Source organism: Enterobacter sp. ECC_219_Taxon_10 (assembly GCF_058354905.1).
The window spans coordinates 695,477-718,533 of sequence record NZ_CM178005.1 but is presented as its reverse complement, the minus strand read 5'-3'; the positions used below and the strand labels follow the sequence as shown (position 1 = coordinate 718,533).

The 23,057-nt window shown below is 56.9% G+C and carries 22 protein-coding genes; 11 read left to right on the top strand and 11 right to left on the bottom strand.

What is annotated here, in order from left to right; genetic code table 11:
* Positions 1-17: 17 nt before the first annotated feature.
* From creC to creA, 3 genes are read right to left on the bottom strand one after another with little or no spacing between them, the layout of a single operon-like run.
* Complete coding sequence (creC, locus tag AC4ICF_RS03380) at positions 18-1,442, bottom strand: two-component system sensor histidine kinase CreC (protein ID WP_316379716.1); 1,425 nt, start codon at positions 1,440-1,442, stop codon at positions 18-20.
* On the bottom strand, positions 1,442-2,131 hold the full coding sequence (gene creB, locus AC4ICF_RS03375; RefSeq protein ID WP_316379717.1) for a two-component system response regulator CreB: 690 nt from the start codon (positions 2,129-2,131) through the stop codon (positions 1,442-1,444). The genes creC and creB overlap by 1 nt, the downstream gene beginning before the upstream one ends.
* A 14-nt stretch (positions 2,132-2,145) precedes the next feature.
* The gene (gene creA, locus AC4ICF_RS03370) at positions 2,146-2,616 is read right to left on the bottom strand and encodes a protein CreA (RefSeq protein ID WP_014882476.1); all 471 of its coding nucleotides are present in this window, start codon (positions 2,614-2,616) and stop codon (positions 2,146-2,148) included.
* A 211-nt stretch (positions 2,617-2,827) separates the two neighbouring features.
* Between creA and robA the strand changes: the two genes are divergently transcribed.
* Positions 2,828-3,697: an MDR efflux pump AcrAB transcriptional activator RobA gene (gene robA, locus AC4ICF_RS03365; protein WP_116342407.1), complete on the top strand. Its 870-nt coding sequence runs from the start codon at positions 2,828-2,830 to the stop codon at positions 3,695-3,697.
* Here robA and gpmB read toward each other — a convergent pair.
* Positions 3,694-4,341: a 2,3-diphosphoglycerate-dependent phosphoglycerate mutase GpmB gene (gene gpmB, locus AC4ICF_RS03360; protein ID WP_008502057.1), complete on the bottom strand. Its 648-nt coding sequence runs from the start codon at positions 4,339-4,341 to the stop codon at positions 3,694-3,696. The genes robA and gpmB overlap by 4 nt on opposite strands.
* A gap of 49 nt (positions 4,342-4,390) precedes the next feature.
* Between gpmB and yjjX the strand changes: the two genes are divergently transcribed.
* Positions 4,391-4,906, top strand: coding sequence for an inosine/xanthosine triphosphatase (gene yjjX / locus AC4ICF_RS03355; protein WP_163330287.1), 516 nt, complete (start codon positions 4,391-4,393; stop codon positions 4,904-4,906).
* On the opposite strand, the gene trpR is transcribed toward yjjX, so the two are convergent.
* Both trpR and sltY read right to left on the bottom strand, forming a co-directional pair.
* Positions 4,897-5,226 carry a trp operon repressor gene (gene trpR / locus AC4ICF_RS03350; protein WP_061099291.1) on the bottom strand — a complete coding sequence of 110 codons (330 nt, stop codon included), beginning with the start codon at positions 5,224-5,226 and terminating at the stop codon, positions 4,897-4,899. The genes yjjX and trpR overlap by 10 nt on opposite strands.
* A 55-nt stretch (positions 5,227-5,281) precedes the next feature.
* The gene (sltY, locus tag AC4ICF_RS03345; protein WP_316379718.1) at positions 5,282-7,219 is read right to left on the bottom strand and encodes a murein transglycosylase; all 1,938 of its coding nucleotides are present in this window, start codon (positions 7,217-7,219) and stop codon (positions 5,282-5,284) included.
* A 226-nt stretch (positions 7,220-7,445) separates the two neighbouring features.
* Here sltY and ettA point away from each other — a divergent pair, with 226 nt between their 5' ends.
* Positions 7,446-9,113 (top strand): energy-dependent translational throttle protein EttA, encoded by a 1,668-nt coding sequence (ettA, locus tag AC4ICF_RS03340; RefSeq protein ID WP_032660788.1) that lies wholly within the window; start codon positions 7,446-7,448, stop codon positions 9,111-9,113.
* A gap of 92 nt (positions 9,114-9,205) precedes the next feature.
* Here ettA and AC4ICF_RS03335 read toward each other — a convergent pair whose 3' ends face one another.
* Positions 9,206-10,105 (bottom strand): LysR family transcriptional regulator, encoded by a 900-nt coding sequence (locus AC4ICF_RS03335; protein ID WP_316379719.1) that lies wholly within the window; start codon positions 10,103-10,105, stop codon positions 9,206-9,208.
* A gap of 108 nt (positions 10,106-10,213) precedes the next feature.
* On the opposite strand from AC4ICF_RS03335, the gene AC4ICF_RS03330 reads away from it, so the two are divergent.
* Positions 10,214-11,215, top strand: a complete 1,002-nt coding sequence (locus AC4ICF_RS03330) for a zinc-binding alcohol dehydrogenase family protein (RefSeq protein WP_316379720.1) — start codon at positions 10,214-10,216, stop codon at positions 11,213-11,215.
* Between the two features lie 106 nt (positions 11,216-11,321).
* Here the strand turns inward: AC4ICF_RS03330 and nadR are convergent, their stop codons facing one another.
* Genes nadR through serB form a run of 3 tightly spaced genes read right to left on the bottom strand, consistent with a single transcriptional unit; the run spans position 11,322 to position 14,955 of the window.
* Positions 11,322-12,554 carry a multifunctional transcriptional regulator/nicotinamide-nucleotide adenylyltransferase/ribosylnicotinamide kinase NadR gene (gene nadR / locus AC4ICF_RS03325; RefSeq protein WP_006810194.1) on the bottom strand — a complete coding sequence of 411 codons (1,233 nt, stop codon included), beginning with the start codon at positions 12,552-12,554 and terminating at the stop codon, positions 11,322-11,324.
* 35 nt (positions 12,555-12,589) lie between these two features.
* Positions 12,590-13,975 (bottom strand): DNA repair protein RadA, encoded by a 1,386-nt coding sequence (gene radA, locus AC4ICF_RS03320; protein ID WP_003856523.1) that lies wholly within the window; start codon positions 13,973-13,975, stop codon positions 12,590-12,592.
* An 11-nt stretch (positions 13,976-13,986) separates the two neighbouring features.
* On the bottom strand, positions 13,987-14,955 hold the full coding sequence (gene serB, locus AC4ICF_RS03315; protein ID WP_116342399.1) for a phosphoserine phosphatase: 969 nt from the start codon (positions 14,953-14,955) through the stop codon (positions 13,987-13,989).
* 117 nt (positions 14,956-15,072) lie between these two features.
* On the opposite strand from serB, the gene AC4ICF_RS03310 reads away from it, so the two are divergent.
* From AC4ICF_RS03310 to AC4ICF_RS03280, 7 genes are all read left to right on the top strand, one after another.
* A complete protein-coding gene (locus tag AC4ICF_RS03310; protein ID WP_316379721.1) occupies positions 15,073-15,717 on the top strand; it encodes a YtjB family periplasmic protein in 645 nt (214 codons plus the stop codon).
* A gap of 39 nt (positions 15,718-15,756) precedes the next feature.
* A complete protein-coding gene (gene lplA / locus AC4ICF_RS03305; RefSeq protein WP_316379722.1) occupies positions 15,757-16,773 on the top strand; it encodes a lipoate--protein ligase in 1,017 nt (338 codons plus the stop codon).
* Between the two features lie 238 nt (positions 16,774-17,011).
* A complete protein-coding gene (locus tag AC4ICF_RS03300) occupies positions 17,012-17,710 on the top strand; it encodes a DUF1120 domain-containing protein (protein WP_316379723.1) in 699 nt (232 codons plus the stop codon).
* A gap of 54 nt (positions 17,711-17,764) precedes the next feature.
* Positions 17,765-18,448, top strand: a complete 684-nt coding sequence (locus AC4ICF_RS03295) for a DUF1120 domain-containing protein (protein WP_316379724.1) — start codon at positions 17,765-17,767, stop codon at positions 18,446-18,448.
* 77 nt (positions 18,449-18,525) lie between these two features.
* Positions 18,526-19,233 carry a fimbria/pilus chaperone family protein gene (locus tag AC4ICF_RS03290; protein ID WP_316379725.1) on the top strand — a complete coding sequence of 236 codons (708 nt, stop codon included), beginning with the start codon at positions 18,526-18,528 and terminating at the stop codon, positions 19,231-19,233.
* Positions 19,234-19,258: 25 nt separating this feature from the next.
* Positions 19,259-21,682 carry a fimbrial biogenesis usher protein gene (locus tag AC4ICF_RS03285; RefSeq protein WP_316379726.1) on the top strand — a complete coding sequence of 808 codons (2,424 nt, stop codon included), beginning with the start codon at positions 19,259-19,261 and terminating at the stop codon, positions 21,680-21,682.
* A complete protein-coding gene (locus AC4ICF_RS03280) occupies positions 21,679-22,251 on the top strand; it encodes a DUF1120 domain-containing protein (RefSeq protein ID WP_316379727.1) in 573 nt (190 codons plus the stop codon). Before AC4ICF_RS03285 ends, AC4ICF_RS03280 begins: the two co-directional genes overlap by 4 nt.
* Positions 22,252-22,290: 39 nt before the next feature.
* Here the strand turns inward: AC4ICF_RS03280 and deoD are convergent, their stop codons facing one another.
* On the bottom strand, positions 22,291-23,013 hold the full coding sequence (deoD, locus tag AC4ICF_RS03275) for a purine-nucleoside phosphorylase (protein ID WP_010427122.1): 723 nt from the start codon (positions 23,011-23,013) through the stop codon (positions 22,291-22,293).
* Positions 23,014-23,057 lie beyond the last annotated feature (44 nt).

Here is a 23,057-nt window from a genome sequence, read left to right as displayed (position 1 = left end):
GTGGGGGCAGTTTGAAGTTATGTGAAGGGACGGTGAAGTGTCAGCGTGGCCATCACGCCACCTTCATCACGATTGCGCAATGTAATGTCTCCCTGATGCAGACGAGCCACCTCCCGGACAAAGGCCAGCCCAAGCCCGCTGCTCTTAACCCCGTTCTCCCGCGGCAGGGAATAGAAGCGTTCAAAAATACGATCCTGCGCGTAATCCGGGATCCCGCTTCCGCTGTCGGTGACGATCAGCTGTATCTGCCCGCGCTCTTCCCGGGCCGCCAGTTCTATGGATCCGCCCTGCGGCGTAAAATCGATAGCGTTATCCAGCAAATTGCCGAGCGCCTGTTCGAGCAGGTCGGGATCGCCTTCAACATAAAGCGAAGCAGGCTGGAGGGTCAGCGCAATCTCTTTTGTTGCCAGCTGCGCCGATCGCGCGTCGGCAAGCCGGGTAAACAGCGAGTCGACCCGGACGGCCTCGGGCGTAATCTCGACCCGATTTTCAAGCCGAGCCTGAGCGAGCAGTTTTTCAACCAGCGACTGCATGCGCGCGTTTTGTACCAGAATGTTATCGATGAAACGAGCAGCCACCTGCGGCGGCGGCTGCTCGGCGAGTATTTCCGCCGCGCCGCGTATGGCGGCGATCGGGCTTTTCAGCTCGTGGGTGAGCGCATGGACATAGCGTTCAATATAGTTTTTCCCTTCGAGGCGAATGCGCATATTTTCCAGCGCCTGGGCCAGCTTGTGCAGTTCGCTACTGCCTGGATTGGGCAGTGGGAGAGGCGTGTCGGTGGTCACCGAGTCGGCGTAGCGCGATAACGTACTGATGGAACGGTTGATCCACCAGGCGACAAAAAGACCGATCAGCAAAGCAATGCCGAGCAGCGCCCCGCCTGCCCACAGAATTCGCCGCTCGCTGCGATGGATAACCGGTGCCATCGCGCTGTTAGGTTTCCCTACCGACAGCACGCCGATGATTTTGCCCTGCTCCACAACCGGCGCGGCAACATACATCACCGTACTCTCCGTATCCTCGGGATTGATCTGAGTACTGCGCGCGCCGTATTCGCCGCGAAGCGTCAGCCAAACGTCGTTCCAGCGAGAGTAATCCTGCCCCACGGCCAGACCGGCGGAATCAAAAACCACTCTACCCTGCGCATCGGTCATATAGACGTGATACTCGTTGCGCACCTTATGAATGCCGCCGATATTGGCGCGGAAAGGCCGCTGATGGAGTTGGGAAAAGGCCTGCGCCAGTTTGCCCTGCTGCGCATTGCCCGAAAGAAGATCCTCACGCCCGACTTCGGCGAGCAAGGTCGCGGTATCGATCAACGTACCCTCGGTTGCCCTGCGCACGCCGGGCTTCACTTCCTGAACAAAGATCGACAGCACAAACCACGCGGCGATGGCCACGATGAGGAAATATCCCAGCAACAACCGCATCCCAATGCGCATCAGTAAAGGCCCAGACTATAGCCCATACCGCGATGGGTGCTGATGGGTGAAAGTTCCTCGTTCACCGCCCGCAGCTTGGCGCGCAGGGTTTTGATGTGGGTATCCACGGTACGATCGAAACTGTCCCCGTCTTCACCCCATACCTTGTCCATGAGTTGCTGGCGAGAAAATACTCGTCCGGGCGCCTGTAACAGGGTTTTGAGCAGCAAGAATTCGTAGCGGGTCAGGGGCAATGTTTCACCGCACCAGCTGATTCGGGCTGCAGGTTCGTTCAGCTCAAACTGCCCGATACGCACCGTCTCTGCTGGCGCGGCGGATTTTTGCATCCGCCGTAAAATGGTCCTTACCCGGGCACATACTTCGCGCGGGGAGAAAGGTTTGGCGACGTAGTCGTCTGCGCCCATTTCCAGGCCGAGGAGTTTATCCACTTCGTCACTGCGTGCCGTCAGAAACAGCACGGGCAGTGATGGATGCTGCGCAAGAAGCTGGCGGCAGAGCTCGAAACCGCTGATGTCCGGCAGCCCGACGTCCAGAATGGCGAGCGCCGGAACCTGCCGCCGCGCCGCCTCCAGCACCGGTAGCCCCCGTTCAAACGCCTTTACCGCAAACCCTTCCTGCTGAAGCATGTAGATAAGCGTATCGGCGATACTGGTTTCGTCTTCAACCAGCCAGACCACAGGTTGTTGCATGGTTCATCCCTGCATTAATGCCACGGCATAATCGGCACCGCGCTGATCGCGTTTTTCGGTGAGCCTTCCACCACTTTGTCGGAATACGCCAGGTAGGCCAGGGTGTTGCGTTTGGCATCATAGAAACGCACCACCTGTAGCTTTTTAAACACCAGCGAGGTCCGTTTCTGGAATACCACATCGCCCTGCGCTTTGCCGTTCTTGATTTTATCGCTCAGCTCAACCGGCCCCACCTGCTGACAGGAGATCGCCGCATCGGAAGTGTCTTCCGCCAGCCCCAGGCCGCCTTTAATACCGCCCGTCTTCGCGCGGCTAACGTAGCAGGTAACGTTTTTCACGTCCGGATCGTCAAACGCCTCCACCACAATTTTGTGGTCCGGACCGAACATTTTGAACACGGTATCGACAGAACCAATCTGTTCCGCCTGCGCCGCACGGCCCGCTACCAGCAACAGGGCAGTAAGAAGCAAAGTCTTGTATTTCATATTGTTACCATTCTTTAAAATTGCATTGAGCAATTATTCAACACGTTAGTCAAAAATGTAGCAAGATCACAGGATTAGAATATATTCACCCAAAACGAAGGAGAAAAGGCATTAATGCGCAAAAAAAACACTGAATGCTAAAACATCAAAAAATGCTATTATCCGCTAACCTGTTATCAGGCACCTGCTGTTTTAAGGATGAGGATAGTATATGGATCAGGCTGGAATTATTCGCGACCTGCTCACCTGGCTGGAAGGTCATCTCGACCAGCCTTTGTCACTGGATAATGTGGCGGCTAAAGCGGGCTATTCCAAGTGGCATCTGCAAAGGATGTTCAAGGATGTCACCGGTCATGCTATCGGGGCCTATATTCGCGCACGTCGTTTATCGAAATCTGCTGTAGCGTTGCGCCTGACGGCGCGGCCCATTCTGGATATTGCTTTGCAGTACCGTTTTGATTCGCAGCAGACCTTCACCCGCGCCTTTAAAAAACAGTTCTCGTTGACGCCAGCGCTCTATCGCCGCTCGCCTGACTGGAGCTCGTTTGGTATGCGTCCGCCGCTACGTCTGGGCGAGTTCGCAATGCCGAAATACGAAATGGTCACTCTGCCGGAAACCCATCTGATCGGTACGACCCAGAGCTATTCCTGCTCTCTGGAGCAGATTTCTGAGTTCCGTCATCAGATGCGCGTCCAATTCTGGCGCGATTTCCTGAGCCATGCGCCGGCCATTCCGCCGATCCTGTATGGCCTCAACGAAACGCATCCAAGCCAGGAAAAAGACGACGAGCAGGAGGTGTTTTACACCACCGCCCTCACCCCTGACATGGCCAACGGCTACATTCAGGGCTCTAAACCTGTCGTACTGGAAGGCGGCGAGTATGTGATGTTCTCATACGAGGGTTTAGGAACGGGCGTCCAGGAGTTTATCCTGACCGTTTACGGAACCTGCATGCCAATGCTGAATCTGAATCGCCGTAAAGGTCAGGATATTGAGCGCTACTACCCGGCGCAGGATGCCAAACCGGAAGAAGGCCCAATCAATCTGCGTATGGAATTCTTGATTCCGATCCGTCGTTAACGCTGCAGTTCGTCAAGCGCAGGGGCATCGAGATGCGAAATGTCCCCTGCCATCTCCACCACCCAGCCCGACGCCAGCCACGCGCTTTCCTGGTAATCAATCCGGGAAATGGAGCAGTTGCGCAGACGCAAACGGCGCTCGGCATAAGCCGGCAATCCCAGAATGGTGCTCACCAGGCAGCCCAGGGCGATACCGTGACTCACCAGCAGCGGACGGCTGCCTGCCGGAAGTTTGAGGCATTCCGCCAGTGCCGCATGCATACGCACGCTCAGCTCCTGCATGGATTCGCCCTCAGGAATACGGCCATCTTCGGTACCGTTCACCAGTGTGCGACGCCAGCCCTCTTCCGTTTCCGTCAGTGTATCGATATGGCGCTTTTCCAGCACGCCCATATCCAGCTCGCGCAGGCGCGGCTCAAGCATCACATCGCAGCCGCAGGCGTCTGCAATGATGCGCGCCGTCTGCTGTGTGCGACCTAAATCGCTGGTAATAACGTGGGTAATGCCCAGCGTTCTGGCGCGTTCCGCCACCTGCCACGCTTGCTGCACACCCTTCTCGGTGAGAGGACTGTCTGACTGGCCTTGAATACGTCGCTCGGCGTTCCACTGCGTTTCACCGTGGCGAACAAGGTATACCTGTAACATGCTTTTTTTCCGTTATACTGCGATGAGTTTTTTTGAATCGAGCTTAATTATGCACCATGTTGTCTCTGCTACCACCAATCCTGCCAAAATTCAGGCAATTCTAAAGGCTTTTGAAGAGATTTTCGGCGAAGGATCCTGCCATATTGAGGCCATCGGCGTCGAGAGTGGCGTACCTGAACAGCCGTTTGGCAGCGAGGAAACGCGCGCTGGCGCACGAAATCGCGTGGCAAATGCAAAAGCCGCGGCCCCGAAGGCTGACTTCTGGGTCGCCATAGAAGCAGGCATCGACGAAGGCGCAACCTTTAGCTGGGTGGTGATTGAAAGCCGCGAGCAGCGCGGCGAAGCACGCTCGGCCACCCTGCCGCTGCCGGAGATCATTCTGGAAAAAGTCCGCGCAGGTGAAGCGCTCGGGCCGGTAATGTCGCACTACACCGGCATTGATGAGATTGGCCGTAAAGAAGGGGCAATTGGCGTCTTTACGGCGGGTAAGCTCACGCGTTCAGGGGTTTACCATCAGGCGGTGATCCTGGCGTTAAGCCCGTTTCATAACGCCATTTATCGTTGATCGCCCAATAAGACTGACTCAAGCCACTGACGCAGCTCGACCGGCGCAGACTTCAGGCTGTTCGATCCACGGGTTATCGTCGCGATGCCCGCGCCCAGCTCGTTTTTCAGCTCGCGCTGGCTCATCTCACCGCGCAATAGCTCTTCAATGATGCGCACGCGCGTGCCCAGCGCCTCACGCTCGTCCGGCGTGAGCATCAGCTGCATGAGGGGTAGGTGCAAATCCTGCTCGTAAGACTGGCGAAGCAGCTCCACAAAACGAAGCCACTCCTGGTGACGCTGTTCGGCCATCGCCGAGGAATATGGGGAATGCTGGGTCATGTTATGCTGCCTCTTGTACTCATTAGCGAGTACAGCATAACACAACCCATGCCGATCAGTAACGTCTCTGCCACTCAGCATCGCTCATCAGGGTATCTTTCTGCCCCATGAAGTAGCGATAGTAGGCGTCATAGGCCAGCACGTTCTTCACGTAGCCGCGCGTTTCCGAGAACGGGATGCTCTCGACAAACGCCACGGCGTCGATGCGTCCGGCGCTATTGCCAAGCCAGGTGCGCACGCGACCCGGGCCAGCGTTATACGCCGCCGACGCGAAGATACGGTTATTGCCGAACTGCTGATACACGTACTGCAGGTAGCTGGTGCCGATGTTGATGTTGGTATCCGGATCCAACAGCTGTGACGGGCTGCTGTACCCAGGGATATTAAACATCTTCACCGTGTGCGTTGCCGTGCCCGGCATAATCTGCATCAGCCCGCTGGCGCCCACCGGGGAACGGACTTTCGGGTTCCAGGCGCTCTCCTGACGAGCAATCGCCATGGCGTAGCTTTGCGGGATATCTTTGCCGCTGGTGTAGCGGTCAAACAGATCTTTATACGCCAGCGGGAAACGCTCTTCGAGATGATCCCACAGCTTACCGGCGATCGTCGCCTGCACGCTCAGATCCCACCAGTGATTATCAAACGCATAGCGGGCAAGCTGCGCTTTTTCATCCGTGGTGCGGCTGGTCACCAGGTTGGCCCACTCGCTGCGCGCGGTGTTATCCATGTTCCAGTACATCAGCTCGCGAACGCGCGCCATCTCTGGTCCCTGCGTCAGCGACGGGTTCGCATTAGCGGGCGCTTTGTCGATCCTGAGCGTGTACTCTTCGCCCAGACGCTGGGCGGCCGCCATCGGATAGAACCCACGCTGCTGCATCAGCGAGTGAAGAATATCTTTGGCTTCGCCTTCACGACCACGCTCCAGCAGCAGATCCGCCTGCCAGTAGCGCCATTCGTCTTTCTCTTTGGCATCCATCGGCAAACGCGCGAGCCAGGTGTTGAGGCCACGGCGGTCGCCGGTACCCAGCGCCATGCGCACGCGGCGTTCCACCAGCGACGTGGAGTTAGAACGCATAATGGCATCGTCTCGCCAGCGCGCCTGTTCGTCGGTCACATCCGTGCCCATCAGTCGCCACGCCACGATGTCGCGCAGCTCCTGGGTTTGATCTTCATTCAGCTGCTGCGCCTGCACCAGCTGCGGGATCATCAGCCGCGCATTTTCGACATCGTCGCGCGCCACGCTGGCAAAAGCCACCGCCGCCATCTGGCGGGTAAAATCGGTCGAGCCCGTGCTGCGGGCAAAGGTCAGCACGCTGTTCGGATCGTTTGCCAGCGCGATAACCGCCGAGGAGATAGTCTGGTAATCGGACGGCATCTGCCCTGCCAGCGCGGTCACCAGACGCGTGTTGCCGGCTTTCATCGCCAGGCGAATGCGCTCAAGGTAGGCCAGCGGGTCCTGATTGCCGGACGCGCGCCATGCGCCAAACAGGGAATCACAGGCGTTCGGCTGGCTTTTGCCGGTCAACCACAGATCTTTCGCCCCGGCCCATGCCTCTTCCTGCTGTCCGGTCGCCCATTTCGCATAGTAGTAATTACACTGCGCTTCGGTGGTATTCGGCTTGTCAGGGCTAAACGCCAGCAGGCCGCGCCAGTCTTCACGACGCGCCAGCTCATTCACAAAGCGAGACTGGAGATTTCGGGCAGGCGGCAGGGTCGGGTTCGCCTTAATGAAATTATTCACGGTGACGGTCGGCTGGTTCATCAGATCGTCGGTAATCTGGCGATACTCCAGATACGGATACAGCGGATAATCCTTGAGCGTCGGCATCAGCGCCTGCACGGTATCCATCTGCTTGTTGTCCCACGCCTGTTTAATCTGGGCGTAGCGGTTACGTTGTTCATCCAGTGAATCTGCATGCACCGCCTGGCTTACCGCCATTACGCATACGCTGGCAGCCAGCAGACGCCAGACCACCCGTTTGGCTTTTTCCACAAGCTCTTCCTCATTGTTTTTTCGTCAATTGCAGCGTCTTGCCACGTCAAAGTCACAACAACTTATGCTAACCAGGCATCCTGCAACGCGCCACGTCATGGACACTTTTTTACCTTTCTTGCGCGTTTTAACACTCCCGACGTTCCTGGCTGGGATTAGGGCGTGAAAAAGGCTACACTTCGAGGCTGAAATTCCTTCTCATTACGATAAAAGAGGCGAAGTCCACGTGGCTCAATTCGTTTATACCATGCATCGTGTCGGCAAAGTTGTCCCGCCGAAACGTCATATTCTTAAAAATATCTCGCTGAGCTTCTTCCCGGGCGCAAAAATTGGTGTTCTGGGTCTCAACGGTGCCGGTAAGTCCACCCTGCTGCGCATCATGGCCGGCATCGATACAGACATCGAAGGTGAAGCCCGTCCGCAGCCTGGCATCAAGATCGGCTACCTGCCACAGGAACCTCAGCTGAACCCGGAACACACCGTACGTGAGTCCGTTGAAGAAGCGGTGTCCGAAGTGGTTAACGCGCTGAAAGGTCTGGATGAAGTGTATGCCAAATACGCCGAGCCGGATGCGGACTTCGACAAGCTGGCCGCTCAGCAGGGCAAATATGAAGAGATTATCCAGGCGCACGATGGTCACAACCTGAACGTGCAGCTGGAGCGTGCGGCTGATGCCCTGCGTCTGCCGGACTGGGATGCGAAAATCGCGAACCTCTCCGGTGGTGAACGCCGCCGCGTGGCGCTGTGCCGCCTGCTGCTGGAAAAACCAGACATGCTGCTGCTCGATGAACCGACTAACCACCTGGATGCGGAATCCGTGGCATGGCTGGAGCGCTTCCTGCACGACTTCGAAGGCACCGTGGTGGCGATTACCCACGACCGTTACTTCCTCGACAATGTCGCAGGCTGGATCCTGGAGCTGGACCGCGGCGAAGGCATTCCGTGGGAAGGCAACTACTCCTCCTGGCTGGAGCAGAAAGATCAGCGCCTGGCGCAGGAAGCTTCTCAGGAAGCGGCCCGTCGTAAGTCTATTGAGAAAGAGCTGGAGTGGGTGCGTCAGGGCGCGAAAGGCCGTCAGTCTAAGGGCAAAGCCCGTCTGGCACGCTTCGAAGAGCTGAACAACACCGAATACCAGAAACGTAACGAAACCAACGAACTGTTTATTCCACCTGGAGCACGTCTGGGGGATAAAGTGGTTGAAGTCAGCAACCTGCGCAAGTCTTACGGCGACCGCCTGCTGATCGACGACCTGAGCTTCTCCGTACCGAAAGGCGCTATCGTTGGGATCATCGGTCCGAACGGCGCGGGTAAATCGACCCTGTTCCGCATGATGTCCGGTCAGGAACAGCCTGACAGCGGCTCTATCACCCTGGGTGAAACCGTGAAGCTGGCCTCCGTTGACCAGTTCCGTGACGCGATGGATAACAGCAAAACCGTGTGGGAAGAAGTCTCCGGCGGTCTGGATATCATGCGTATCGGCAACACCGAGATGCCAAGCCGTGCCTACGTTGGCCGCTTTAACTTCAAAGGCACCGACCAGGGCAAACGCGTGGGCGAGCTGTCCGGCGGCGAGCGCGGTCGTCTGCACCTGGCGAAGCTGCTGCAGGTTGGCGGTAACGTTCTGCTGCTCGATGAACCAACCAACGACCTGGATATCGAAACCCTGCGCGCGCTGGAAAACGCCCTGCTGGAGTTCCCGGGCTGCGCGATGGTTATCTCGCACGACCGCTGGTTCCTGGACCGTATCGCCACCCACATCCTGGACTACCAGGACGAAGGTAAAGTGGAGTTCTTCGAAGGTAACTTCACCGAGTACGAAGAGTACAAGAAACGCACGCTGGGCGCCGACGCGCTGGAGCCGAAGCGTATTAAGTACAAGCGTATTGCGAAATAAGTGCCTGAGTGCCGGGTGGCGGCTTCGCCTTACCCGGCCTACGGTACTGCGCAGTTTGTAGGCCGGGTAAGCGTGAGCGCCACCCGGCTTTTTTATTTGCCCACGTAATACCGCTTCACCTCATCAAACTGCATCGCAAACTCGATATAGCTCATCAGCGCGGGCGAGTTCAGCTTGCGGCTCGGATAGGCCAGCCACAGATCGTTACCTTCAACATTCCACTCAGGCAGCACCTGAACCAGCGCACCTTTTTCGATCTTATCTTCCAGCAGAAACGCGGGTAACAGCGTGATCCCCGCGCCGGCAATCGCACATTCGCGGGCGTAAACAAGATTATCGGTCATGTGCGCGTTATCCGGCAGGTAGCGGTAATCCTCGCCCTCGCGTCGCAGAAGCCACTCCGACCACGCCCGGTGCGTAATGCAGCGGTGCTCCACCAGTTGGCGAGGATGCGTCAGCGGCTCCCGACGCGCCAGATAGTCCGGCGAGGCCAGCATGTAGCGCGGGCAATGCCCGATCATCCGGCCAATCAGGGAGGAGTCCTGCGGCCTGCCGGTGCGCAGCGCCACGTCAAAGCCGGACTCGACCAGATCCACCACGTCGTCAGAGATCGACACATCCAGCGAAACGTCAGGATAGCGAAGCTGGAACTCGGCATTCATATGCGCCAGCAGCGTCGCCCCAATCCCCGCCGGACAGGTGATCCTCAGTCGCCCGCTGGGGTTTTCACGCAACCGCTGAATAGCGTACTCCGCCCGCTCGCTGGCCGCCAGCATCTCGCGACAGTGCACCAGATAGTGCTCGCCCGCGAACGTGAGGCTGATCCTGCGCGTGGTGCGGTTGAGCAGGCGGATCCCCACCTGCTGCTCCAGCTGACTAATTCGCTGGCTCACGCTGGATTTTGGCAGTTCCGCCTTCTGCGCCGCCGCGGTAAAGCTGCCCATCTCCGCCACCAGCGCGAATAGAGCCATATCCTGCAACTGTTTAAACATGATTGTTCATCCTGTGCGAACGCTGAGTTCTTGATTGTCCATCTTATCATGCAGCTGGCCACTTAATAGACTAGCCTCAACAAAACGCATGCCATTGAGGAGCACACCATGTCTGTTAAAGCCATTGCCGTTAACCCAGAAAATCCATCCACCTTCATTGAAATCACCCCGCCTATGCCGCAGCCCGGCGAGCACGATCTGCTGGTGGAGGTGAAAGCCGTCTCCATAAACCCTGTAGACACCAAGGTGCACGCAGGCATTGCCAAAAACGGGCTGAAAGATCCGCGCGTGCTCGGCTGGGATGCCAGCGGGATCGTCAAAGCCGTGGGGACTGGCGTGACCGGATTCAAACCGGCCGACGAGGTATGGTACGCGGGAGACATCACCCGCCCGGGCAGCAATACCACGCATCAGCTGATCGATGCGCGCATAGTCGGGCACAAGCCTGCCAGCCTCGGCTGGGCGGCTGCCGCAGCACTGCCCTTAACCGCGCTCACCGCGTGGGAAGGCCTGTTTGAACGGCTGAACATTCAGGATGCAGGGGCGGACAAAACGCTGCTGATCATCGGCGGCGCGGGCGGCGTGGGCTCGCTGGCGATCCCGTTTGCGAAGCACAACAGCAAAGTGAAGGTCATCGCAACCGCTTCACGAGAAGATTCCGCCCAATGGTGCCGCGATCGTGGGGCTGACGCGGTGGTGAACTACCGCGATCTGAAAGGCGAGCTGGCAAAACAGGACATCACCTTTGTGGATTACATTTTCATCCTCAACGACACCGACGGGCACTGGGATGCGGTCAGCGAACTGATTGCACCGCAGGGGCATATCTGTTCCATCGTTGAGAATGAACATCCGCTGAACCAGGACAAGCTCAAGTCCAAATCCGCCGCGCTGCACTGGGAGTTTATGTACACCCGCAGCATGTACCAGACCGCTGATATGGCGCGGCAGGGTGAGATCCTCAATGAGGTGGCGAAGCTGGTGGATAACGGCGTGGTAGAAAGTTCGCTGAGTGAAACACTGCACGGGCTGAGCGTGGAAAGCATTACCGAAGCGCACCGTAAAGTGCTGGAGGGGCATATGCGGGGGAAAGTGGTGGTTGAGTTCTGAGTGGTTTGTTCCCCTCACCCTGCCCTCTCCCCAGAGGGGAGAGGGTAAAGACGGCTCCGTTCGATCCCCTCGCCCCTCTGGGGAGAGGGTTAGGGTGAGGGGTAAACTACCCCTGCTCCCCCATCATCTCCTTCACCAGCTCGACGCAGCGCAGGAAACGCGAGTCGTAGTCCGACTCTTCCACATGCACAAACTCAACGTTGTTTTCGTTGAGCATCTCCACCAGCATGGACTGGAATTCTCGCCTGTCCACCGAGCTGCCGAGGCTGCGCATGCCGTCGGCCACCCACGGGGTATTATTTTCCAGCAGGATCACCAGGTCAAAGCGGTATTCGTCAATCAGCGCCTGCACGAACGGGTGTTCGCGCCCCTCGTACTTTTTACAGAACGCCTGCGTGGTGACGAAATCGGTATCGATAAAGGCCACTTTATTGGCGTATTTCACGGCAAAATCAATGTACTGGGCGTGTCCGAGGGCAATTTTATCGTAGTCCGAATACTGCAATGCCATCTCGTCGCCGCCGAGGTGCGAGAACACATAATCGCGGCCATACTCCCACGCGCTGGTGGTGTTGAAGATGTTCGCCAGCTTGTTGACCAGCGTTGATTTACCGCTCGATTCACCGCCCAGAATAGCCACCGTGCGCACGAAGAACGGCTTCACTTCGGTCGGGATGTAATCCCAGTAGCGGAACGGGTTCTCGCGGATCTGCGCCCCGCTGATGTTCATAAAGGTGCGTTTTGGATCGATCAGCACCGTCTCGATGCCCAGATGCTCGCGGAACTGCGGCGCGTCGGACTCTTCAGAGGTGTAGATCCAGTTAGGCGCAATGCCCTTTTCTTCCATAAACGCTTTGATGCCGTTGCTCCACACGTCCCAGCCGTGCGGGTACGGCTCCATGCCCTCTTCGTTAAAGGCATGAATACGAATGTTTTTCTGGTACTTAAAGGTCTGCAGCAGCCAGCGCAGGCGGTCCGGCACGGTGGGCTGCTGCGACATGGCGCTGTCTTCAAACAGCTGACGGTCGCGAGTTTCGTCGTAACCCATGATGATGTGCAGCTCGTCAACCTGGCTACAGGCGCGCTGGATCAGATAGATATGCCCGGTATGCAGGGGGTAAAACTTGCCGAACACCACGCCGATGTTCTTTTGCATACGCGGGAATTCGAGCCCCAGAAAACGGTGCAGCGCTTCGAGCTTCTGCGCGCTGGGGCTTTTGATTTTGGCGTTCAGCAGTTGGCTCAGGTAGCCTTTGGTCATGCCGCTGGCGTCAGCCACCTGCTGCAGCGTGCAGCCTTTCTGACGGATTGCGGTTTTGATGTAGTCAAATGATGACATAAATTACGGTGCCTCCTGCAAAATCGAATACGTAATTATAAGTCGTCAAAGACATTTAACGCATCTGCGAGTTTCTTAACACCAAAGACCTGCATCCCTTCCGGGATTTTTTTCGGCACGTTAGCTGCCGGAACAATAGCCCGACGGAAGCCGTGTTTTGCTGCCTCGGAGATACGCTCCTGGCCGCTCGGCACCGGACGGATTTCCCCGGCCAGCCCTACTTCACCAAACACCACCAGATCCTGCGGCAGCGGCCTGTCGCGCAGGCTGGAGACCATCGCCAGGAGTAGCGCCAGATCTGCGCTGGTTTCGGTGACTTTAACGCCGCCAACCACATTAACGAACACATCCTGATCCGCCATCTGCAGGCCGCCGTGACGGTGCAGCACCGCCAGCAGGATCGCCAGACGGTTCTGCTCCAGACCGACCGCCACGCGCCGCGGGTTACCCATCATAGAGTGATCCACCAGCGCCTGAATTTCGACGAGCAGCGGGCGCGTGCCTTCCCACAGCACCATCACCGAGCTGCCGGAGGTGATCTCATCGCCACGGCTCAGGAAGATGGCTGACGGGTTGCTGACCTCGCGCAGCCCCTGTTCGGTCATGGCAAACACGCCCAGTTCGTTCACCGCCCCAAAACGGTTCTTGTGGCTGCGCAGGGTACGGAAACGGGAATCCGCGTCGCCGTCGAGCATCACGGAGCAGTCGATACAGTGCTCAAGCACCTTCGGCCCCGCCAGCGAGCCGTCTTTGGTCACGTGGCCGACCATCACAATCGCCACGCCGCGCGTTTTGGCAAAGCGCGTCAGGTAAGCGGCGGTTTCACGCACCTGCGCGACGCTGCCCGGCGAGGACTGAATGTCCGCCATGTGCATCACCTGGATGGAGTCGATCACCATCAGCTTCGGCTGCTCTTCTTCGGCGATCATACAGATCTGCTCGATGCTGGTTTCGGAGAGCATGTTCAGGTTACCGGTCGGCAGGCCAAGACGGTGCGCGCGCATCGCCACCTGCTGGAGTGACTCTTCCCCCGTGACGTACAGGGTTTTCATCTGTTCGGCGAGCTTGCAAAGCGTTTGCAGCAGCAGGGTAGATTTCCCCGCGCCCGGGTTACCGCCGATCAGAATCGCGCTGCCCGGCACCACGCCGCCGCCGAGCACACGGTCAAATTCCTTGAAGCCGGTGGAGAAGCGCGGCAGCGCCTCCAGGCTGATATCTGAAAGTTTTTGTACCTTCGACACGCCTGCATTGCCCGCATAGCCACTCAGGCGTTCATTGCGGGCCACGCTCGGCGAAGCCGCCACACCACGCACTTCGGTGATGGTGTTCCAGGCATGACAGGCGCTGCATTGCCCCTGCCAGCGCGGATAATCCGCACCACATTCATTACAGACAAATGCGCGTTTTGGAGCTTTCGCCACGGTTTACCTCGTTATTTCTGATTAAGGCTGCCGGAGAGAATGCAGAACACCCCCATCAGGTCAGCGTGACGGATAGTCACTTCCGTCTTTTCATTCACTTTTGGCTTGGCATGGTAGGCAATGCCAAGGCCAGCAACTTTGATCATCGGCAGATCGTTCGCGCCATCACCGATGCCGACGGTCTGCTCGACAGGAATGTCATATTTCTCCGCCAGGCGCGTCAGGGTGTTGGCTTTGTACTGGGCATCCACGATGTCGCCGATGACCTGGCCGGTCAGCTTGCCGTCCATGATTTCCAGCTCGTTAGCCACCACGGTGGTCAGATGCAGTTTTTCACGCAGATAATCTGCAAAGAAGGTGAAGCCACCGGACGCAATCGCCACTTTCCAGCCGAGGGACTGGAGCTTCAGCACCAGCTGCGTCAGCCCTGGCATCAGCGGCAGCACGTCGCGCACCTGGCGCAGAATGTTGGCGTCGGCCCCTTTCAGGGTCGCCACGCGCTGGCGCAGGCTGGCGGTGAAGTCCAGCTCGCCGCGCATCGCACGCTCGGTGACTTCCGCCACCAGCTCACCGCTGCCTGCCAGTTTAGCAATCTCGTCAATACACTCGATCTGAATGGCGGTGGAGTCCATGTCCATCACCAGCAGCCCCGGCGTTTTCAGGTGCGGAATTTTGCCGAGCGGCGCAACGTCCAGCCCGGCGTCATGCGCCAGACGCGTTGCGCGCTGCGTCAGGGAACCCGCCAGCCGGATGACCTGGTAATCTTCCACGCACCAGGCCGCTACGATGACCATCGCCGCGCCCAGCCTGGTTTGATACTGGGTCAGGCGTTGCTTATCCAGGCCGCGTCCGTACAGCAGCCAGCCGCTACGGCCAGCGTGGTAATCCAGAGGCATCACCTCATCGCCACTTAACGAGAGCGGCAATCCTGGCCATAAAGAGACATCCGTTGGCAGGTCACACCAGGTAATGTTCGGCATTAAAGCTCCTGTAATTTCGTTCGCGCCGGAAGGTTCCAGAGGGAAAATAACGCATGAGGCTACCCTGTAACCATCACTTCTGGCAACATTAAGCCCTAAATTTTCAGCAGGTGGAATATGGCTCGCGCAAAACTGAAATTCCGGCTTCATCGCGCCGTGATTGTCCTTTCCTGTCTCGCACTGTTAGTGGCATTGATGCAGGGGGCATCGTGGTTTAGTCAGAACCATCAGCGGCAGCGCAACCCGCAGTTTGAAGAGCTGGCCCGCACGCTGGCGCGTCAGGTGACGCTCAACGTTGCGCCCCTGATGCGCACCGAGACGCCGGACGATAAGCGGATAGGCCAGGCCTTGCGTCAGCTTACGGAAAACAGCCGCATTCTGGATGCGGGCGTATACGATGAAAAAGGTGACCTGATTGCCCGCGCCGGAGAGCACGTCGACGTGCGCGACAGACTGGCGCTGGACGGCAAAAAAGCCGGAGGCTATTTTAACCAGCAGATCGTCGAACCCATTCAGGGCAAGAATGGTCCGCTGGGCTATCTCCGCCTGACGCTCGATACTCACACTCTGCCGACCGAAGCCAAACAGGTGGATAATACCACCAATATTTTGCGCCTGATGCTGCTGCTCTCGCTGGCCATTGGTGTCGTGCTGGCGCGTACCCTGCTTCAGGGCAAGCGCACCCGCTGGCAGCAGTCGCCGTTCCTGCTGACCGCCAGCAGATCGGTTCCCGAAGACGAAGAGAGCGAGAAGAAAGAATAGTGATAAAGTAGGCGAACGATTCGGAAAAGGAACTCTGCCATGACGACGTTACGCCTGCTTATCTCTGACTCTTATGATCCCTGGTTTAATCTCGCGGTAGAAGAGTGCATCTTCCGCCAGATGCCCGCCACCCAGCGCGTGCTGTTTCTCTGGCGCAACGCCGATACAGTGGTCATTGGCCGCGCGCAAAACCCGTGGAAAGAGTGCAATACGCGGCGTATGGAAGAGGACAACGTCCGTCTGGCGCGCCGCAGCAGCGGCGGCGGCGCGGTGTTTCACGACCTCGGCAATACCTGCTTCACCTTTATGGCGGGTAAACCGGAGTACGACAAAACCATCTCCACCTCGATTGTCCTTAACGCGCTGAATTCACTCGGCGTGACGGCGGAGGCGTCGGGGCGGAACGACCTGGTGGTGAAAACGCCCGAGGGCGACCGAAAAGTCTCCGGCTCCGCCTACCGCGAAACGATGGATCGCGGCTTCCACCACGGCACCCTGCTGCTGAACGCCGATCTGAGCCGTCTGGCGAACTACCTGAATCCGGACAAGAAAAAGCTCCAGGCGAAAGGGATCACCTCCGTGCGTGGACGGGTGGCGAATCTGGTGGAACTGCTGCCGGAGATTACTCACGAGCAGATTTGCGACGCGATCCGTGACGCGTTCTTTAAACATTACGGCGAGCGCGTGGATGCGGAAGTGATTTCGCCGGATAAAACCCCGGATCTGCCCAACTTCGCCGAAACCTTTGCCCGCCAGAGCAGCTGGGAGTGGAACTTCGGTCAGGCCCCCGCGTTTTCTCATCTGCTGGACGAACGTTTTACCTGGGGCGGTGTAGAGCTGCATTTTGACGTGGAGAAAGGCCATATCACCCGCACGCAGGTATTTACGGACAGCCTCAACCCGGCACCGTTAGAAGCGCTGGCGGCCCGCTTGCAGGGCTGTTTGTATCGGGCAGATATGCTGCAGCAGGAATGCGACGCGTTGATTGGGGATTTTCCAGAGCAGGAAAAAGAGTTGCGAGAATTATCGCAATGGATAATAAATGCGGTTCAATAATACTGAATATCCCACTAAAGCCTACGAAATAGCTTTAGTGGGGTAATTATATTTAATTTACATTTAATAACAGCAATACAATTAACTTTATCATTCCATTATTTATTTAGCCCTTCTTAAAACACGCTTCAAATAATCTAACTAGATGCTTTCCCCATCCGAAACGAGAATGTAGGTTCGCAAGATAATATTAATTATCCACTCCGCGATCTCCTCACAATTTCGTTAAGGATTAACGATGAAAAAGTTATTAATTGCAACAACCGTTGCTATGGCACTTTCCGCGGCTGCGCACGCGGCAGACTCAACCGCACTGTTAAAAGTTCAGGGTGTCCTGACTAACGACGCCTGTACCCCAACGCTGAGCGGCGGCGGTACCGTTGATTTCGGCACCACCTATGTTGATACGCTCTCGTCAACGAATACCAACCAGCTCGGTAAAAAAGACATCACGCTGTCTATCGCATGCTCGGCCCCCACAGCCTCAGTTGCCTGGGGCATAGAAGATAACGTCGGTTCGCCTGCAGCGGTAGGCATCACCAACCCTGGCTTCACCACGGGTGGCAATGTTTATGACGATCAAACAGATGTCCAGTTTGGCGTAGGCAGTACCACTGGTGGAGTCAAAATTGGCGCCTATGCCGTTACGATTGATAAAGCAAACTCAACGGCTGATGGCGTCGCGCAGAACGTTATTACGGCATACTCCACTAATTTCATGGGGTGGTCTGGCTTTAATGACGGTAACCCCCGGGATTACGTTACACATGATGGACAAGTATATTCGCTGGGAACGTCTGCATACATACCCGTCGCCTTTACCAACGCCGTCTTCCCGTTGCGCGTAGCCCTCGCCGTGGATAAAACCAGCACGCTGGCGATTACTGACGATACCCCAATTGCTGGTCAGGCAACCATTACGCTTTATTACCTGTAATCCCTTTTCGTGCCGCTGATATTGGCGCGATGAATTAACCGTTAAGGAACAACGATGAAAAAGATTTTACTTGCCAGTGCCGTCGCGATGGCGCTGACCGCCGCAGGCGCGAACGCAGCCTCTACCGCTGTACTGAAAGTGACCGGCCTGCTCTCTGTTGAAGCCTGCACCCCGACCCTGAGCGGCGGCGGCGTAGTGGACTACGGCCGTATCCACCTGTCTGAACTGTCTGCCACCACCGACAACCAGCTGGGCACCAAAGACATCTCCCTGACCATCAATTGCCCGGACGCCGGTGCGAAAGCGGGCTGGACCATTACCGATGACAGCGCGGCGTCTCGCGCTACTGGCGTGACCATCACTAACGGCGATGCCGCAAACGGTTCAGTAAGCAGCGCAGACCAGTCCTACGGCGTGGGTCTGGCAGGCGACGTGAAAATCGGTGCTTACTCGGTTTATACCGATGTCGCCAACGTCCTGGCTGACGGCGTAAGAGTGGATCCGATCTTCGGTGCGGCAACCACCCCGACCTGGGCGAAATCCACCACCGGTATCATCAAAAACGGCAATGCCGAAATGATGACCGTGGCGGCCACCGGTACCACTGCACCTCTGGCTTACAGCACTGCAGTATTCCCGCTGAAGGTTTCTCTGGCGATTGAGGACACCACTACGCTGGCCATTACGGATGATACCAACTTGTCAGGCCAGGCCACGATCACCGTGAAATATCTCTAATTATCACCGCGATAATGAATGAACCAGGCCTCCTTTTATTGAGGAGGCTTTTTTATCAGGTTAAAGGAATAATCTCGATGTCTGTATCATCCTCTCTTTGCAAACTGGCGCTTGCCGCCCCATTTCTGTTTTCTGCCTTTGTTACGCAGGCGAATGCCGCGGGCATGGTGCCGGAAACAACGCTGCTGGTGATTGATGAATCCACCCACAGCGGCGTGATGAACGTCAAAAACACCGATAACGGCCCTGCGCTGCTGTACACCACCATTATCGATCTACCCGATGACACCGGCATCAAGCTGGACGTGACTCAGCCCGTCGTTCGCGTCGAGCCAGGCCAGCAGCAGCAGCTGCGCTTTATTATGCAGAACACGCAGCCGCTCACGGTTGAGCACCTCAAACGCGTGACGTTTGAAGGCATTCCACCAAAAAGCACCGATAAAAACATGAAGATTGGCTTCAACATGCGCCAGGATCTGCCGGTGCTCATTCGCCCTAAAAACCTGCCCGTGGTCACCGATGCCTGGAAGCTGCTGACCTGGTCCGGCAGCGGCCAGACAATCAAAGTGAAAAACCCGTCTGCTTACGTGGTTCGCCTGGCGCAAAACGTCACTTTCCTGCCGTCCAATACCACAGGGAAGCTGCAAAAAACCTATATCCTGCCGGGCCAGACGCTGGACGTCAGCGTGGCGAAAGGCATTACCGGTGATAAATCCGTGCGTTTCTATCCAGCCAGCCGCTACGGCATTAGTGTTCCGGATTTCACCGCGCCGTTAGGCCAATAATAATAAATATAATGAGAGTTAATGCGTGAACAACCTGAACCTTGCCTCTTTGATTCGAGCAGCACTTTACTGCTCGCTGACAGTTTCACTGATCCCAGGCTCGACGTTGCTGGCGAGGGAAGTGACCTTTGATACGGATATTCTTGCCACGCGCGGGATCAGTAAAAACCTGGCGGATTACTTTGCCGAAGCGCCGCGTTTTCTTCCTGGAAGACATACCGTTTCGGTCAAAATTAACGGCGTGGACAAAGGGTCACTGGCAGTGCTTTTTGGCGATAAAGGTCAGGTGTGCGCTGATGAGGACTTTCTCAGCGCCATGGGCTTAATGCCCTTGCGCATCGGAAAGAATGAATCCTGCCACAATTTGCTCGCGGATTATCCCTCTGCCGTCATTAACGCCATGCCCGGCAACGAAACGCTGGAGTTTTATTTACCGGCAGAAGCCCTGGATAACGGTTTTCTGACCCCGCAAAACTTTATTAAGGGCGGTACCGCCGGGCTGTTAAACTACAACCTGTTCAGCAGCCGCAGTGAATATAGCGGTTCAGAAAGCCAGGATTATACCCAAGCCAACCTCGAAGCCGGGTTTAACCTCGCGGAGTGGGCGGTACGTAGCCGCTACATGATCACCGACGACAACGGGAAATACCGTTCAGACAGCCTGTATACCTACGGTGAACACGTGTTCCAGTCACAGAAGGTTCGCGCGCAGGTCGGGCAAATTAACGTTCAGTCTCAGCTTTTCGGCGGTGCGGCCATCAACGGCGTACAGTTTATTCCCGAACAGGGTTTAGCGCAGGATACGCCTGGCGTTACTGTTAAGGGGCTTGCGCGGGGCAACCAGGCACGCGTTGAAGTTCGCCAGTCAGGACAGCTGATTTACTCCACGCTGGTTAACGCAGGGCCGTTCAGCCTTGAAAACGTGCCCGTTGTCCGCAGCAACGCCAACCTCGACGTCAGCGTGGTGGAAACCGACAACTCCATTACCCGCTTTACCGTGCCGTCCTCTTCGTTCAACTTCCAGGTATCGCGCCCGGTGGGCCTGGCGATGTCGCTGGGCCGCGTTCGCGACGTCGACAGCGATTACGCCATGCCCTGGGTCTACAACGTTTCCGACGGATGGCGTCTCGACAGGGACTGGATCACCACCGCATCCGGCGTACTCGCCCAGGACTACCAGGCCGTCGGGGGCATGCTGCAGTGGCTCCCGGCTGATCGCATGACGCTTTCCGGCTCGCTGCTGGGCAGCAAAGCAAACTACGGCGAATCGCAGCAGGGGGCGAAGGGAGAACTGAGCGCCGGGATGTCGATGCCGGGCAACCTGAACGTCAGCTTAAGCGCGGCGAAATACAGCACCGGCTATCGCGAGCTGACGGAAGCCCTTGTCGACGACTTTGACGGTTATCAGGGCAGCTACAGCGCGAACCTGAGCTGGAGCAATAATATGCTGGGTACCTTCTCTCTGGGCTATTACGGCTATCAGGCAACCAACGACAGCGATGATACCCGCAACGTGATCGTCTCCTGGAGCCAGTCGTTCAAATACATGAATATTACTGCCAACTGGCAGCACGCCGTGAATCAGCAGTCGGACGACGACGACGGCAGCACGCTGAACGACGACGATATGTTTTACGTCAACGTCAGCTTCCCGCTGGGATCGCAGCGTGTCGGTGCGTATATGCGCAGCCAGGGTGAGAAGACCAACTATGGCCTGCAAAATAGCGGTTCTCTGGGACAGGACACAAACTACTACCTCTCTGCCGATCGTGATGACCAGAATCACGAAAACAGCTTCAACGGCAACATTAATACCAACCTCCATTACACCCAGCTCGGTATTGGAGGAGGAACCACTGGCAGCGACCAGCGCAACTACAGCGCAACGCTCTCCGGCGGGATCGCCGCGCACCAACATGGCCTGACCTTCTCGCCATACGAGGTGAAAGAGACCTTCGGTATCGCTCGTCTGAGTGAACCTGAGAGCGGCATTGAAATCTCCACGCCTCAGGGCCGCGTCTGGACCGACCGCTGGGGTCAGGCCGTCGTTCCTGAAATGACGGAGTGGCGGAAGTCACGTATCGAAGTGAACGCCAACACCCTACCGAAGAGCATGGACCTGGCTAACGGGATCAAAAATATCTCGGCAGCCCACGCCGCCTTCAAAGAGCTGAATTTTGAGGTACTGAACACCCGCCGCGTCATGCTGGAAGTGAAACAGGCTGACGGCAGCTGGTTACCGAAAGGCACCAGTATTGTGGATGAGAAAAACAACTATCTGGTCAGCACCGTCGATGACGGGCGCATTTTCGTTTCCGATATGTCGAAAAGTCCGACGCTGTATGCCGTGGATGACAATATGCAGCGCCTGTGCCGCATTAAATACACGCTGAGTGACGTTCAGGACAAAGAAGCGTTCTATGAAATGGCGCAAGGAGTTTGCCAATGAGTTCCCGGGGAAAATATCTGCTGATTGCCGTTGCAGTCTTATCTTCACTTTCAGCCCGCACGGCCCTGGCGGATGATGAATGCCAACTCTCCTTTACCAACAGCGGCGTCAGCTTTGGCCTGCTGAAGCAGAATGACGTCGTGGAGGCAAAACAAGGCTGGAACCAGATGCCGTCCAGGGAGATCAACGTCAACGTCAACTGCCCGGAAAGCCAGCCCATCGCCCTGTTTATCCAGGGGCGCGCCGGGGAAAAAGGCCGTTTCTACTTTGGTGATAACAGCGGTCTGGCAGTGCGCGTGAGCAATATGGTGGTGGACGGAAAAAGCTACGCGTTCTCAAAAACGGTCGATCGCACGCGGTTCACCCCGAGCGGAGAGAGCCAGGAAAGCCTGTTACTGCGTAATAACGATGGGATCATTGCCGTCGATAACCAGGCTCCGGTAAGCGGTAGCCATATGAGTTTCACCATGAAATTGACGCCCGTACTTAACGATAGGCAATTTTCATACTCAACGGATATCACAACGCTTGAAAGTGATTTGATGTGGGAAGTGTTAACGCAGCAGTAAGAACATGCCGGGCAGCATGGCTGCCCGGCAAAGACAACATTACTCTTTATCGCCCAGCAGAACGGATTCCAGCGCGATTTTGATCATGTCGTTGAAGGTGGTCTGACGCTCGGCAGCGGTGGTCTGCTCGTGGGTACGGATGTGGTCAGAGACGGTACAGATGGTCAGCGCTTTCGCACCAAACTCAGCCGCGACGCCGTAGATACCCGCCGCTTCCATTTCCACACCCAGGATGCCGTATTTTTCCATCACGTCGAACATCTCGCCGCCGTCCGGTGCATAGAACAGGTCAGCAGAGAAGATGTTACCCACGCGCGCTTCAACGCCCAGCGCTTTTGCCGCGTCGACTGCGTCACGCACCATGCCGAAGTCAGCAATCGCCGCGAAGTCGTGGTCTTTGAAACGCATACGGTTAACTTTGGAATCGGTGCAGGCACCCATGCCGATAACGATATCACGCAGCTTAACGTCCATGCGCACCGCGCCGCAGGAGCCCACGCGGATGATTTTCTTCACGCCGAAGTCGGTGATCAGCTCTTTGGTGTAGATGGAGCAGGATGGGATACCCATACCGTGGCCCATGACGGAGATTTTGCGGCCTTTATAGGTACCGGTGAAGCCCAGCATGCCGCGAACGTTGTTCACTTCACGCACGTCTTCGAGGAAGGTTTCTGCAATGTGCTTCGCGCGCAGCGGGTCGCCCGGCATCAATACGACGTCAGCGAAATCACCCATTTCTGCGTTAATGTGAGGAGTTGCCATCTTCAGTTCCTTTTCATGTAATTTCTCCCTCTCCCTGTGGGAGA